Below are 15,366 nucleotides of genomic sequence, written 5' to 3' on the forward strand. Positions count from 1 at the left end.
AATGAATGATGAATAATTAAGAATCCTTTTGCCCGTCACTTATGACCATTTGGCTATCAGGAAGAGACTGTCCTCCAATAGCTAAGAAAGTTATATACATATCAGTTAACAGTAAACAGTCATCAGTTAACAATTAGGAGCCCTTTATTCTTATTACTCAATACTTACTACTTTGAAAAGGTAACAAAGGTAACATTATTTACAGTCAACAGTTAGCAGTCATCAGTCAACATGGTAAGATGTAAAAACTTTGCGTCTTTGCGTGAAACAAAATAGGGCGCCAGCCAACCCGTACTTTGTAACTGCCCGCAGGGCGCAGTAACTTATAACTGTTAAAAAGTAACAAAGGTAACACTTTTTTTACTTATTACTTTTTACCCTCATTGTAAATCCCCCTTGGGGGATTTAGGGGGCCATTTCAATACTTCAAAGAGCTATAAGCTAACAGCTAAAGGCTATTGGCTATATACATAGATAAACTTCTTCGAAAATATTAATTCTGTGCATTTGCCCTATTTCTCAATACATTTATATTATCACTCATCCAACCAGTAGGTACAAAAAAAATACTCCTTTTTACAGAAGCATTTTATTATTATTATTTTGTATATATGTTTTTACCTCACGCCCAGTTTTTGCTTTACCAGATCCGTTGCATTCGTTGCATCGGGGGTAACGAATGCTATCGCCGGATTTGCAAGATCATAGATGCAGACAAAACCCTGTTCTATTCCTACCTGATGGATGGCATCTTTGACTTTTTTCCGCAGAGGCGCGATTAGCATTTGTTCCTGATTCAGTATGTCATCCTGCGCCACTTTCATAAAGTTGTTTATCTGACGTTCCAGTTCATACAACTCCTGCATACGGCGAAGACGTACATTGTCTGCCATCGAGTTCTGATATGAAATAAAATCGGAATACTTTTTGTTATAATCATTCTGCATTACTTGCAGTTCGTCTTTGTACTTTTTATTCAAATCATTGATTGTATTTGTTGCAGCTACCTTGTCAGGTATTGCTTCCAGAAGTTCATTTGAATTTACAAAGGCTATTTGTTGCGCAGTCTGGGCAACAGCATTCCCCACAAAGAGGAGTGAAAGGGCAATAATTGATATTAAAATGATTTTTTTCATCACGATAATTGCTGTTTTGTAGTAACACAACTTATATAATCTGACGAAGAAACTGATTAACCTTTAAACCTGTTGATAGTTGTGTGTTTCGGTGGCATGGTTAGTACCACCGACTTTCAAGGCAAGATTGCTTGTCAACAACTATCAATTGGTTTTTCTTAGGTTATTTCATAATGAGTACAAAGATATGTAATATTTTTTAATTACAATGTTTTCTTTACCTCTATTTCTTCAAAAGGTTCAATTACGTCACCTATTTTTATATCATTATAATTATGGATGTTCAGTCCGCACTCGTATCCGGCGGCAACTTCCTTCACATCGTCTTTGAAACGTTTCAGAGAACCCAGTTCTCCGGAGTAGATTACAATACCATCGCGTATAAGTCGTATTTTGTTGGCTCTTTTAAGTTTACCTTCTTTAACCATACATCCTGCAACTGTTCCGACTTTTGTAATCTTGAACACTTCGCGTACTTCCACATATCCGGTCAAAACTTCTTTTATTTCAGGAGAAAGCATACCTTCCATAGCGGATTTGACCTCTTCGATAGCATCGTATATAATAGAATACAAGCGAATTTCAACGCCGTCTTTTTCCGCTGCCCTGCGGGCTGCCTGTGACGGACGCACCTGGAATCCGATAATAATGGCATCGGAGGCCGCAGCCAGTACAATATCCGATTCGGATATCTGACCAACGGCTTTATGGATCACATTTACCTGTATTTCTTCAGTCGATAATCTGATAAGGGAATCTGATAGGGCTTCTACCGAACCGTCCACATCACCTTTAACGATTACATTCAACTGCTGGAAGTTTCCGATAGCGATCCGGCGTCCTATATCGTCGAGTGTAAGTATCTTCTGTGTACGGAGACCTTGTTCGCGCTGCAACTGCTCACGTTTTGTTGCAATTTCACGTGCTTCCTGTTCTGTTTCCAATACATGGAATATATCCCCGGCTTGTGGAGCGCCGTTCAATCCTAATACCAGAGCCGGAGCTGCGGGAGCTGCTGTATCTATGCTGGCATTACGTTCATTGAACATTGCTTTTACACGGCCGAAGTATGTTCCTGCAAGAACTATATCTCCTTTTTTGAGAGTACCGTTTTCGACAAGTACAGTGGACAGGTATCCCCTACCTTTATCGAGGGAAGATTCTATAACCGAACCTGTCGCTCTTCTGTTAGGATTTGCTTTCAGGTCAAGTAATTCTGCCTCGAGAAGCACTTTTTCCAATAATTCGTCCACACCTAAGCCTTGTTTTGCTGAAATATCCTGAGACTGGTATTTTCCACCCCAGTCCTCTACCAGATAATTCATTCCGGCAAGGGTTTCTTTTATCTTTTCAGGGTTTGCACCCGGTTTATCTATTTTGTTTATCGCAAAAACAATAGGTACACCTGCTGCAGAAGCATGATTGATTGCCTCTACCGTCTGTGGCATGACATTATCGTCGGCAGCTACAATGATAATCGCGATATCCGTAACTTTCGCACCACGGGCACGCATCGCCGTAAAGGCTTCGTGTCCGGGAGTATCCAGGAATGTGATCCGGCGTCCCGATTTCAGTTTAACGTTGTATGCTCCGATATGCTGGGTGATTCCACCTGCTTCGCCGGCGATAACGTTGGTCTGACGGATGGTGTCGAGTAATGAAGTCTTACCGTGGTCTACGTGTCCCATTACTGTGACGATTGGTGCGCGAGGTTCCAAATCTTCAGCATTATCTTCCTCTTCGTTGATGGCTTCAACCACTTCTGCACTTACATATTCTGTTTTAAATCCGAATTCCTCTGCTACGATATTGATGGTTTCAGCATCCAGACGCTGATTGATGGACACCATGATGCCGATACTCATACAGGTAGAAATAACTTTTACCACCGGCACATTCATCATGTTTGCCAAATCATTCGCTGTTACGAATTCTGTGATTTTAAGAGTTTTGCTTTCCTGCTCCTGCATTTCCAGTTCTTCCTGGTATTTTTGGGAGAAAGCATCACGCTTTTCTTTTCTGTATTTAGCACCTTTATTTTTTCCACCTTTTCCGGTCAGACGGGCTAATGTTTCTTTTATTTGCTTTTGAACGTCTTCTTCGTTCACAGCCTGCTTAACGATAGGTTTACGCAGATTATGCTTGGTACGGTCGCCGCCACCATGATGCTGGCCACCACCTCCTGCCTGAGGAGGAACACCTTTTTCAATATCTACTTTACCTCGTTTTATACGGTTGCGTTTTTTCTTAGCGGCATCTTCTGCTTCATCGCTACTTGCTTTCCGTTTTTTTGCTTCTTCGTCGGTTTCTTTTTTCAACAGACGAACGGTATTTTCTTTTACCTTTTTCTGATCTTGCTGTTCTTTTTCAAGGCGCTCTTTTTTCTTCTCTGCCTTCGTTTTCTTGGCAGGGCGCGTCTTGTCATTGATTGAGCTAAGGTCAATGGAACCTTTAACCACAATATTCGATTTGATTGTGGTTTTGTTGAGTCTGAAAATATCGTCCTCTTCTTTTTCTTCTTCAACTACCGGCGGTGTTACAACCGGTGTGGAAACTTTCGGCTCTTCTTCTTTTTCTTCTACTATCAACACAGGTTCTTCTTTTACTTCTTCTTTTTTAACGACAGGTTCCGGTTCCGGCTCAGGTGTAGGTTCGGGGAGAGGCGTTTCTACCTTTGTTTCAGCAACAGGCTCAACGGCGGCTACTTCCGGTTCAGAGACTACTTCTTCTTTTACCTCTGTCTTTTTAGGTCTGTTTAGTGCGTCCAAATCTATTTTATCCACAACTTGTACATGTGGTTTGAAAGATTCGGGAACTTCTGTTACAATTTCTTCAGGTTCTTGTCTTTTAGGAGCAACATCCTCTACTTCTTTAGGAGGCTGAACCTCTCTTTCTCTCTCTTTTTCCCTTTCTTTACGGTTTCGGAGAAGAGCTTCAAGGTCAGCATTATTACCGAATTCTTTCACAAGTAATTCATGTTGTTCACCGTCAACTTTTGCATTGGGATTCGATTCTACATCAAATCCTTTTTTATGCAGGAATTCAACCAGGCTGTTGATTCCTACATTCAAATCTTTGGATATTTTTATTAATCTTATAGACATATTCTCTTTTTAAATCAAAAAATGGACAGTGAACCCGTAAATATTCTTCTTATTTGCATGAATGGTAAATCTTGCCGGGATGCTCCGAATACAAAAGTATTAAGAAATCAGCGAATAACCAAATCAGGATTTACTTTCATCGTCAAATTCTGCACGCAGAATATCTAATATTTCGTCCACTGTATCTTCTTCAAGGTCTGCTTCTTGTATAAGCTTATCCCTGTCAGCTGCCAGGACATTCTTGGCAGTAACACAGCCGATTTTCTTCAATTGGTCGATAACCCATCCGTCAATTTCATCACGGAACTCATCCAGATAGATATCTTCTTCGTCGAAGTCGTCAATATCACGGTATACGTCGATGGTGTAACCTGTGAGCATGCTTGCCAGCTTGATGTTGAACCCTCCTTTTCCGATAGCCAGGGAAACTTCTTCGGGGCGAAGCAGCACTTCTGCACGTTTCTCTTCCTCATTCAGTTTTACAGAAGTTATCTTAGCCGGGCTAAGGGCACGCTGGATGTATAAACTCATGTTAGGCGTATAGTTGATAATATCTATATTTTCGTTACGCAACTCACGAACGATACCATGTATACGCGAACCCTTCATCCCTACGCAGGCTCCAACAGGATCAATGCGGTCGTCATATGATTCCACTGCAACTTTTGCTCTTTCACCGGGTATACGGGCAATGTTCTTTATTGTTATCAATCCGTCGTTTATTTCAGGTACTTCAATCTCAAGCAGTCTTTCAAGGAATACAGGAGATGTACGTGATAAAATAATCTTAGGGTTATTATTTTTATTATCTACTCTTTCTACCACCGCGCGTACATGTTCGCCTTTGCGGAAGAAATCGCTTGGTATCTGCTCTGTCTTGGGTAAAAGGAGTTCTTCTTTTTCATCATCGAGAAGTAATATCTCTTTTTTCCATATCTGATATACTTCACCGGATACAATTTCCCCGATTTTTTCTTTATAACGGTTATAAAGCCCCTCTTTCTGAAGTTCCAGTATCTTCGAAGTCAGGGTCTGGCGCAGGTTCAGGATAGCACGGCGGCCAAAGTCTTCGAAGAAAACTTCGTCGGTTACATCCTCGCCCACTTCAAAATCTTCATCTATTTTTCTTGCAGCCGTAAGTGAAATCTGAGTATTCTCATCTTCAAGCTCATCATCTTCCACAATTGTACGGTTGCGCCATATTTCAAGGTCTCCTTTATCGGGATTGATGATAACATCATAGTTGTCATTCGACCCGAAGAGTTTTGCTATTACATTGCGGAACGAATCTTCAAGAACGCTTATCATTGTCATCCTGTCAATATTTTTCAGTTCTTTAAATTCTGAAAAAGTATCGATCATACTAATAACTTCTTTTTTAGCCATAACAGTTATTTAAATCGTATTAAATATTTTGTATATTTTACTTCGTCATAAGTGAATGAAAGATCTTCTTCCAATGCCACTTTCTTTTTTGCACCTTCCGGCTTTACCATTTTTGTAATGGTGATAACAAATCCGTTGTTGTCGGAAGTTTTAAGTACGCCGGAAAGTTTCTGTCCTGCTTTTGTAAGTACTTCTACTTCGTTACCTTCATTTTTTTTATATTGACGGGGGATTTTGAATGGAGATGTAACACCGGCAGAACCTACTTCCAATTCGAAATCTTCGGCATCTCTGTCTAATCTGGATTCTATGTCACGACTGAGCGCAATACAATCATCAATACCGATACTATCATCGCTGTCTATTTCTACAACAATAATATTGCCGGGCCTGACGGTAACATCAACAAGAAACATCGGTGTCCCCTGTAAAAATTTGTCCGTTACATCTTTTATAAAATCTTTATCTATCATTTGCTTTTAAGAACAACAAAGAGGAAGCCACGGCCTCCTCTCCCTCTATTTCGATTACAAAAGTAGTGAAAATAATTTTTTATACCAAATTTTGATAATAAATAAGTTAGCATCTTTACTTTTCTTATCTGGGATGCAATATTTAAGCGCCACTTTGTTTTCTGTTTACTGCTTTTACACCTTTTATCTTAGCTATACGGGAACATAATGTTTGTAAATCGTTCACATCATGTACATAAACAATAATCCGTCCTTCGAATACTCCATCATTAGACTCAATGTTCATTCCTTTGATATTCAATGATCCGGCAGTGATAACCTTGGTTATATCATTTAGCATTCCCATCCTGTCTATACCTGTAACAATAATAGAGGTAAGAAAAGGAAATTGCGTATAACTGCCCCATTCCAGATTTACAATCCTGTCTCCGTGGCTGGCTTTCAGTTTCAGTCCTACCGGACAATGTATGCTGTGAACATCTACCTCATTGTCGTCATTCAGATAACCGAATACTTTGTCTCCTGGTATAGGGTTGCAGCAGGTAGGCATCCTGAAATTTTTATTAAAAGAGTCTTCTTCGAGGATATATGTTTTTTTAGGGTTTATTTGCTCGTATTCTTGCGGCTTTTCGGCTTTATCCTTATCAGCTTTCTTTACAGCGTGAAAAGCCTGTTTCATATATTTGAGCAAAACATTGTCGGAGTTTTGCTTCTTCAATGTCAATAATTTCTCTATTTTCTGGGGAAGGGAAATGTCATTGTTGCCGATAGCGTAGTATAAGTCTTCTTTAGTCTGTTTCTGATAATAGTCCAGCATTTGGTCTATAATCGCAGGTGTCAGTTCAACTGTTGTACCTTCCAGGGTTTTCAGTAAAAGTTCTTCTCCCTGTTTGGCTATTTCTCTTTTATATTTCCTGAGGGCATATTCTATCTTTGTACGGGCTTTGGCTGTTGTTACCAGGCCAAGCCATTCGTATTTTGGGACTTGCGATCTCGACGTCAGGATTTCAACCTGGTCCCCGCTATTTAGTTTTTCGCTGAGAGGAACCAGTTTATGATTGACTTTGGCGCCTATACAATGATCTCCGATATCTGAATGCAGGTCGTAGGCGAAATCAAGAGCTGTTGCCCCCTGTGCTAAAGTTCTTATTTCTCCTTTTGGAGTGAAAACAAAGATCTCCTGTGAGTACAGGTTTAATTTTATCGTGTCAAGGAAGTCCATTGCATTGGGACTCGGGCTTTCCAATATTTCTTTAATGGTTTTCAGCCATTTGTCCAGCTCCGTATCTTCTTCTATTTTTCCTTCTTTATATTTCCAGTGCGCGGCGAATCCTTTTTCAGCAATATCGTCCATGCGCCGGCTGCGTATCTGTATTTCTATCCATTGCCCGTCAGGACCCATAACGGTGAGGTGGAGTGCCTGATACCCGTTTGCTTTTGGGCGGCTTACCCAATCCCTGATTCTGTCGGGGCGGAGTTTGTAGATGTCCGTTATGACTGAATATATATCCCAACATCGCTTCTTCTCGTCTATACCCGGTTCATTTTCGAAGATGATGCGGACTGCAAAAATATCATATATCTCTTCAAATGGAACGCCTTTTGCCTGCATTTTGTTCCAGATGGAATAAACCGACTTTTCGCGGGCCCTTATCTCGTATTTAAAGCCGAGCTCGTTAAGCTTGTCAACTACAGGTTTGGCAAAATGCTGATAAACATCTGACCTGATCTTATAAGTTGCCTGTAATTTATATTGGATATCTTTATATACCTCGGGGTTTTCCCATTTGAAGCTAAGTTCTTCCAGTTCTGTCTTTATAGCGAACAGGCCCAAACGATGGGCCAGCGGAGCGTATATATACATTGTCTCTCCCGCAATCTTATACTGTTTGGCAGGAGCCATAGAACCTAATGTACGCATATTGTGGAGACGGTCGGCTATTTTGACCAGTATCACACGTATATCATCCGACATAGTGAGCAATAGCTTGCGAAAATTCTCAGCCTGAGCTGAAACATTCTCTCCGAACATACCGCTCGATATTTTAGTAAGTCCATCTACAATCTGTGCTATTTTATCTCCAAACAGCACTTTCATGTCTTCGACCGTGTATTCTGTATCCTCTACTACATCGTGCAGCAATGCCGCGCAGATGGATGTTGATCCTAGTCCGATTTCGCCGCAGACGATACGGGCTACTGAAATAGGATGTAATATATATGGTTCCCCGGAACGACGGCGCGCGCCTTTATGCGCCTCCTTTGCGAAAAGGAAAGCTTTTGTTATAATTTCGACTTTGCGCCTATGGTTGGTCTTTAGGTAATCGTCGATAAGAGCATTGAATTCCTGCTCGATTAAAATATCATCCTGAGTATGCGTATCCTCTTTTGCCATAAGTTTTGAGTAAGGAAACAAAAATAGTAAAATCAATTTTAATTAAGAGCTATTCGCATCATAATAAAAATTGATTTAACCATTAGATTATTCTATAATTACTTACATATTCGTTGCTGTAAGTGATTTATTGTCTGTATTGGCTTGGGTCCCGTTATTGGTTTGGGCACTATTATTTTGTTCGGGAAGAAGTATCAGTAGGCGTTGCCCTACCTTAGCCATATTAGAGGATAGCTTGTTCCATGTTATAATGTCTTTTTTTGTGACATTGTAACGGGCAGCTATTTGAGTAATGGTTTCCCCTATTTTTACTTTGTGATAAATTATTTTGGAATCATCAGCATTTTTTCTGTCCGAATCGTCAGAGTCGGTCGTAGATATTCTGACGCGTGGCAGCGTGGATTCGTCACGCACAATTTTCTTTAGATAGCCGTCAATCAAATCTGCAGTGTAGGTTGAATCAATGATTACTGTCGGTAGTTCCGGCTCAGGAAGTTTTACAGCTTCTTGAATTTCTACATATTCTATCTTTTGTATTTTTAGTTGTTTCCCGGCAATTAGTTTATTTGAGCGGTTCCAGCCTTTTAGTTCGGTGACTGATACTCCGTTCTTTTTTGCTATGCCAGCCCATGTATCACCTTTACGTATCTTGTAATAAGTAGTAGTTTCTTTCGGAACGGAAACAGTTCTTGTTAGACCCGATACAGAAACGACCGTAGTATCGGATGATGTATTGTTTGATACCAGTAATTCTTCTGCGGATTGTTCTTCTGCTTTATAAATTTTCAGGCGTCTTCCGACTGTTAATTTGTTTGATGCAAGATTATTCCATTGTTTTATCTGGCTCGATGTAACTCCATACCGGCTGGCCAGACGGGCTAACGTATCTCCTCTTTTTACCCTGTATGTGATTGCGTTACCGGCGGCTCTGTTACCTCCCACAGCATCCACACCTGCTACTTTACGGTGAGTCAGATACTGGTCGGCCTTATATGTGTAGATGTCGTCTTTCTTATCGAGAAATAAAGAAAGCTTATCGATGGGAAGGTTCAAAGAATAATGTTTATAATCCCCCGGTATAATGTCACTCTTGAACTGTGGGTTGAATTGACGTAAGTCATCAACAGAGACGTTCAGGTTGTCTGCAATCTGTTGGAAATGAACATTCTTATCGATCATTAAAGAGTCTATCGAAGCCGGGTTTTTGCATTCGGTGGGACAGATATTATGCTCATCATAATAATTCATTATATATGTAGCTGCGATAAAAGCCGGAACATAGCCCCTTGTTTCCCGTGGCAGATAGGGATAGATGGCCCAGTAATCGGTTTGCCCGCCACTACGGCGAATTGCCTTATTTACATTACCCGGACCACAGTTATAGGCTGCGATTACCAGATTCCAGTCTCCATAGATTCCGTATAAGTCTTTCAGATATCTGGCTGCTGCATCTGTTGATTTTAGCGGGTCGCGGCGTTCGTCTACAAGGCTGTTTATCTCCAGATCGTACATTTTACCTGTGGGAGCCATGAATTGCCATAGGCCTGTTGCACCTACTGTGGAGCGTGCTATCGGATTGAGGGCTGATTCAATTACCGGAAGATATTTGAGTTCCAGAGGTAAGCCTTCTTTGTCCAATGCTTGTTCGAACAGAGGGAAGTAGTATTTACCCTGTCCCAGCATATAGCTGACCTGATTACGACGGCGGCCTGCATACATTTCTATATAATCGCGCACAACCGGGTTAAAAACCAGTTCCATCTTGGTTGGCAAAGAATATAGTCTGTGTATATAGACAGAATCGTTGAACAATACGGCACTATCGTCATTCGAACGGCAGTCATCACCATATTTTACATTATTACTCCAGTTTTTTAGCAGTTCATCGTAGTTGCGTTCCATGTCTGCCGGATATATTATCGACCTATCGGTAATTGTGTCACGTGCCGACAATTCTTTACGACCGGACTGCCCAAATACGATAAATGTACCGGATAGGAAAAGCCCTGTGATTATTAGTTTTTTCAGCATAAGTGTTCCTTTATGGTATTTGCAGAACTTCACATAAAGTGAGGTTTCTGCAAGTTTAAAAATTTATACTACATTGAAGCCCTACCGAGGCTTTAGAATAAGATGTCGGTGGCCAGAATACTGGTGTAACTCTCATGGAGAGATCCGGTGACATATCAAAATCGTACAATTGCGCATCTACATAAGCATCGATCATGCATAGCGCATACACCCCCACGGCCACAATAATGGCTAAGTCCCTGTTTCTTCTATAGAAATCCTTTTTGCTCTTCAGAGCTGATTGTAGCCTGTCGCGACCATAGTCGTCGACAGTTTGTCCTGGTCTTAAATAATTCGTATAACTGGTGCCGGAACCTGTTACCAAATCTCGGAAAGCCTGATTGTAATCATTATATACCCGCCCATTCCATGTAATGGCATAAGTGAGTCCGAGCGCTCCTCCATATACAATCGGCAGCTTCCAGTACTTACGATTGTAAAATTGTCCTAATCCCGGGAAAATAGCAGAATATATGACTGCTTTTTTCGAATCGGGTTTAAATTCATGTTTACTTATTGTAATTACCGAATCCACTAAAACCACAGCTTTTTCGCTTATTAATGGTTTTATAGTATCGGCAGGTAAACGTTTGCCATCTGAACGAAGCACGGAATCCTGAACTTGAGGTTCTTGTGCATTCAACGGAAGAAGCATCCCTTCTAATATGCACCATAAACAAATAAATAAACCTCTCCTCATATATAATATTACGGAAAATACCTCGTTTTATTTTTTCAATTGGTCAAATATCGAAATTATTCTCTCCAACTCTTCTTCTGTTTTAAACGGAATACTTATTTTGCCTTTACCCTTATCGTTACAGGTAAGCTGTACCTTGGTGGAGAAGAATTTCGATAAGTGAGTTTTTAGTATCTCAAATTCTTCGGGAGTAGCTTTTTTTACTCCTGATTTTTTTACTGTTTCTACTACTTTTTCTTCTTTGAGCAAGTCTTCCAGTTTTTCACCTTTGGCTATTGCCCTTACATATTCCTCTACTTTCCTTACAGATAAACCTTCTTCGAGTATCAGTTCGTAAACTTCCAATTGTGCAGCTGCATCCTCGAGTGTGACCAGAGTACGTGCATGAGCCATATCTATTTTCTTGTCTCTGATACCCATTTGTATCTCAGCCGGTAATTTTAACAGGCGCAGATAATTGGCTATGGTTGTTCTCTTTTTACCAATGCGTTCACTGAGACGTTCCTGAGTGAGATTATATGCCTCGATAAGATTCTGGTAGGCCAGTGCAATTTCTATGGAGTTCAGGTCTTCACGCTGAATGTTCTCTATCAGTGCCATCTCCATTACAGTTTCATCTTCGGCTGTACGGATGTATGCAGGGATAGAACTTAATCCGGCAATTGAAGAGGCTCTATACCGCCGTTCTCCGGCTATGATCTGATATGAATCTTCGTCTATCTTACGCAATGTTATGGGTTGGATAACTCCTATCTGACGAATAGAGACTGCCAGTTCTTGCAATGCTTCTTCATCGAATACACGTCGGGGCTGATCAGGGTTTACCTGTATCTTGGATAACTCTATTTCGTTGATTGAAGAGGAGCCTTCGGTTTTTACTTCATCAATGGTAATAAGGGCGTCTAACCCTCTTCCTAACACCATTTTCTTAGCCATAACAATTTATTAAGTATTTAATCAGGAAAGCAAAGTTAAGAATTTTTCTCAATAAGTTCTTGTGCCAGCTGCATATGATTTACAGAACCTTTCGATGCGGCATCATAAACAAGCACAGGTTGGGCAAAGCTTTGTGATTCGCTAAGCTTCACATTTCGTTGTATTACAGTAGTGAAAACCAGTTCCTGGAAATGGCTTTTCACTTCTTCATATATCTGGTTCGCCAGACGCAAACGTGCATCATACATGGTAAGAAGGAAACCTTCTATTTCGAGGGCCGGGTTCAGTTTATTTTTAATTATTTTTATTGTATTAAGTAATTTGCTTATCCCTTCCAGTGCAAAATATTCACATTGTACAGGTATAATAATCGAGTCTGCTGCAGTAAGCGCATTTACGGTTATCAATCCTAATGATGGCGAACAGTCTATCAGAATATAGTCATAATCCGGTTTGAGCGGAACAAGAACTTCCCGCAGTTGTTTTTCCCTGTTTTCCACATTCAGCATTTCCAGTTCTGCCCCTACCAGATTGATATGGGATGGTAATACATAAAGCCGTTCTATCTCTGTGGGTACGATCGCTTCTTCCGGAGTGGCTGTGCCAATCAGGCATTCGTAGATAGTCTTATTCACTTTTTTGATATCAATGCCCAAACCCGAAGAGGCATTGGCTTGCGGATCGGCATCGACTACCAATACTTTTTTTTCGAGTGCCGCCAGTGATGCCGCCAGATTGATTGTAGTTGTTGTTTTTCCTACGCCGCCTTTTTGATTGGCTAATGCGATTATTTTTCCCATAAAAAGCTATTAATATTTTTTGATGACAAATTAAATAATAAAAAACAGGAAGTGGATGTTAAATTTGTGTAACAATGTATATCTTGTTGAAAAGTCTGCCTGATTGTTAATAAATAAGAGCGAATAATCTGCTGCAAGTTTACGAAATTATATTGGAATCCAGACATCTTTATTTTTTAAATGGCCAGTAATTTTTCTACGCTTTTCAGCCATCCCTGATAATCGAATCTCGACACTGCTTCGTCTAGATGCGCACTGTATTTAACGGAGAGTTCCGGATCATCCAATACTGATTTCATCCCCCGGTAAACTCCTTCTGCACTATTGTCGACCAGTATGCCGTATTTACCACCGTCTATAATGTCGCGTGGGCCTCCGCAGTCGGTTGTTATCACCGGAGTCTTTAGTGCCATCGATTCCAGCAGGACGAGGGAGAAACTCTCGCGTTCCGATACACACAAAGACCATTTGCATTGCAGGATATAAGGGAAAGGATTGTCTATCCTGCCTTTGAGAGTGATTATTCCGTTTATTTCTTTTTCTATAAGTTCTTCCCCCATTGTCCGGTTATCCATCCCATCACCTATTATATAAACATGAAAATTGTATCCCTCTTCTTTGAGGCGTATAACGGCGTTGATAAGTCTGTCTGTCCGTTTTTCGGGAGAGATTCTCGTTATAAGTATAAAGTTGGTTTCACTTTGGGGTAAATCAATGATTGGTTCTTTTGCCTTTTCTTTTACTTTGGCTAAATCAATTGCGTTATATAGCACGCTGATATCTTGCTTCGGGGTTTTCCCATCATACAAAATGGATAGATAAGTATTTTTTGCGGCATCGGACACACATATTACTTTATCGAAACTGTTGTAAGACCGTTCTACGAGTTTTAATTGTTTCTTATTCAGCCATACTGAGATTTTTTCCCTGAAAGACCGGATTTCATATTTTCTTTTATAAACGATGTTGTGTATCCAGAGTATTTTAGGAATACTCATTTTTGCAAAAATACGGGCGAAAAATGTTTCCTTAAAACAAACAATTTCATCATACTCACTTTCGGAAATACCTTTCTGTCTGGCAAACATGCGAGGGAAGAAAATCATTATATTCTCCCATATTTTTTTTTGAAAGTGAGGAAGACCATCCGGATATAAATATTTTATAGAAACAGCCGGTGATACCTTGCGCAACAATACATCCTTATCGGATGGTTCCGGTAAAAGAAGGGTGATTTGCGCTTTAGCCGCCAGATGATTAAGGAGGTCGACCAGCAGTATCTCCGTACCGCCTATTATAAGACTGTCATTGAAAAATAATATACGTTTCATTAGTCTTCCGGGTTACTTATTCTAAGAAATTATTTTGGCAACGCTTTCTACCCAGTAGTCTTCACTGTTGAGGCAGGGTATAAAGGTTAATTGCGCCCCTCCTTTATCAATAAAGAGTTCCTTTGCTTTTATATTGATATCGTATAGTGTTTCCAGATTGTCGGCAGCAAAACCGGGCGCTACTACCAGCAGTTTCTTCGCCTTTTCCGCGGCCTGTTCTTCTATGACTTCGTCCAGACTGGGGCCGAGCCATTTTTTGCCCATTGCCGAATGATATACCTGTCTGGTCCTTTTCATTTCCATATCCAGCTCTTTTAATACAAGGCGGACAGTTTCTTTGGTCTGATAAACGTAATCGAATTCTTTCCCTTTTTTCCAGCCTTCTTCTACATGGGAGAGGGGCAGGCTATGGAAAGTGAATATCAGTTTGTCGAAATCTTCGGTTATGTATGGCCTGATGCTTTTTGCCAGAGATGATATATATGCCGGATGCCGGAAATAAGGTTCTATTACTTTCAGCCGGAAAGGGTATGGCCGTTTGAAAAAGATTTTGCCTACTTCATCAACTACCGTTTTGTAAGAAGATTCTGCATACTGTGGGAATAATGGCAATACAACAACTTCATGTAATCTGTTGTTTTTAGCCATCAGTCTTTCCAGTGCCACTTGTACATAGGGTTGCCCGTATCTCATTGCTACCTCGACAGGCATCTCCGTTAGGGTTTCAAGTTTTTTTGCCAGGGATTTAGCATGATCGAGCAGAGGCGAATCTTCCTTTGTATGATCCCAGATCATCTTATAATGGGCTGTAGAACTGAATTGCCTCAAAGGTATTATAATTCCGTTGACCAGAATAGGACGGAACCAGTCGGGTACAGTCATTACGTACGGATCGGAAAGCATAGCCCTGATAAAGAACTTCACATCCGGTCGTGTACATGTTTTAGGGCTACCTGTGTTTACTAATAATACTCCCTTCATAATTTCCTTAAATACAAATACCACAGATTCCCGTTTGTCTGAAAATATGTGGTA

General features: G+C 40.5%; 10 protein-coding genes and 1 pseudogene. All 11 read right to left on the reverse strand.

The window, feature by feature from the left end:
- Nucleotides 1–617 precede the first annotated feature (617 nt).
- Nucleotides 618–1,136 carry an OmpH family outer membrane protein gene (locus B3317_RS00765; RefSeq protein ID WP_291107433.1) on the reverse strand — a complete coding sequence of 173 codons (519 nt, stop codon included), beginning with the start codon at nt 1,134–1,136 and terminating at the stop codon, nt 618–620.
- Between the two features lie 203 nt (nt 1,137–1,339).
- Nucleotides 1,340–4,240 carry a translation initiation factor IF-2 gene (infB, locus tag B3317_RS00770; protein ID WP_291107436.1) on the reverse strand — a complete coding sequence of 967 codons (2,901 nt, stop codon included), beginning with the start codon at nt 4,238–4,240 and terminating at the stop codon, nt 1,340–1,342.
- Nucleotides 4,241–4,363: 123 nt separating this feature from the next.
- Entirely contained in the window at nt 4,364–5,626 is a 1,263-nt protein-coding gene (gene nusA, locus B3317_RS00775; RefSeq protein ID WP_291107439.1) for a transcription termination factor NusA, read from the reverse strand.
- A 5-nt stretch (nt 5,627–5,631) separates the two neighbouring features.
- Nucleotides 5,632–6,099, reverse strand: a complete 468-nt coding sequence (gene rimP / locus B3317_RS00780; RefSeq protein WP_291107442.1) for a ribosome assembly cofactor RimP — start codon at nt 6,097–6,099, stop codon at nt 5,632–5,634.
- A 142-nt stretch (nt 6,100–6,241) separates the two neighbouring features.
- Entirely contained in the window at nt 6,242–8,494 is a 2,253-nt protein-coding gene (locus tag B3317_RS00785) for a RelA/SpoT family protein (protein WP_291107444.1), read from the reverse strand.
- Nucleotides 8,495–9,268: 774 nt separating this feature from the next.
- A pseudogene (locus tag B3317_RS00790) lies at nt 9,269–10,522 on the reverse strand (transglycosylase SLT domain-containing protein); the annotation flags it as partial.
- A gap of 58 nt (nt 10,523–10,580) precedes the next feature.
- Nucleotides 10,581–11,264: a DUF5683 domain-containing protein gene (locus tag B3317_RS00795; protein ID WP_291107450.1), complete on the reverse strand. Its 684-nt coding sequence runs from the start codon at nt 11,262–11,264 to the stop codon at nt 10,581–10,583.
- A gap of 27 nt (nt 11,265–11,291) precedes the next feature.
- Nucleotides 11,292–12,200: a ParB/RepB/Spo0J family partition protein gene (locus B3317_RS00800; RefSeq protein ID WP_291107452.1), complete on the reverse strand. Its 909-nt coding sequence runs from the start codon at nt 12,198–12,200 to the stop codon at nt 11,292–11,294.
- Nucleotides 12,201–12,235: 35 nt separating this feature from the next.
- Nucleotides 12,236–13,000, reverse strand: coding sequence for a ParA family protein (locus B3317_RS00805; RefSeq protein WP_291107454.1), 765 nt, complete (start codon nt 12,998–13,000; stop codon nt 12,236–12,238).
- Between the two features lie 176 nt (nt 13,001–13,176).
- Nucleotides 13,177–14,331, reverse strand: a complete 1,155-nt coding sequence (locus tag B3317_RS00810; RefSeq protein ID WP_291107457.1) for a glycosyltransferase — start codon at nt 14,329–14,331, stop codon at nt 13,177–13,179.
- Nucleotides 14,332–14,352: 21 nt separating this feature from the next.
- The gene (gene hemH / locus B3317_RS00815) at nt 14,353–15,312 is read right to left on the reverse strand and encodes a ferrochelatase (protein ID WP_291107460.1); all 960 of its coding nucleotides are present in this window, start codon (nt 15,310–15,312) and stop codon (nt 14,353–14,355) included.
- Nucleotides 15,313–15,366 lie beyond the last annotated feature (54 nt).

The sequence above is a fragment of the Dysgonomonas sp. UBA7710 genome, assembly GCF_002482385.1.
Lineage (GTDB): Bacteria > Bacteroidota > Bacteroidia > Bacteroidales > Dysgonomonadaceae > Dysgonomonas.

Excerpts from the sequence above, each read along its gene's own strand:
- B3317_RS00765 (WP_291107433.1), bottom strand. The coding sequence starts at position 1,136 with ATGAAAAAAATCATTTTAATATCAATTATTGCCCTTTCACTCCTCTTT.
- infB (WP_291107436.1), bottom strand. The coding sequence starts at position 4,240 with ATGTCTATAAGATTAATAAAAATATCCAAAGATTTGAATGTAGGAATC.
- nusA (WP_291107439.1), bottom strand. The coding sequence starts at position 5,626 with ATGGCTAAAAAAGAAGTTATTAGTATGATCGATACTTTTTCAGAATTT.
- rimP (WP_291107442.1), bottom strand. The coding sequence starts at position 6,099 with ATGATAGATAAAGATTTTATAAAAGATGTAACGGACAAATTTTTACAG.
- B3317_RS00785 (WP_291107444.1), bottom strand. The coding sequence starts at position 8,494 with ATGGCAAAAGAGGATACGCATACTCAGGATGATATTTTAATCGAGCAG.
- B3317_RS00795 (WP_291107450.1), bottom strand. The coding sequence starts at position 11,264 with ATGAGGAGAGGTTTATTTATTTGTTTATGGTGCATATTAGAAGGGATG.
- B3317_RS00800 (WP_291107452.1), bottom strand. The coding sequence starts at position 12,200 with ATGGCTAAGAAAATGGTGTTAGGAAGAGGGTTAGACGCCCTTATTACC.
- B3317_RS00805 (WP_291107454.1), bottom strand. The coding sequence starts at position 13,000 with ATGGGAAAAATAATCGCATTAGCCAATCAAAAAGGCGGCGTAGGAAAA.
- B3317_RS00810 (WP_291107457.1), bottom strand. The coding sequence starts at position 14,331 with ATGAAACGTATATTATTTTTCAATGACAGTCTTATAATAGGCGGTACG.
- hemH (WP_291107460.1), bottom strand. The coding sequence starts at position 15,312 with ATGAAGGGAGTATTATTAGTAAACACAGGTAGCCCTAAAACATGTACA.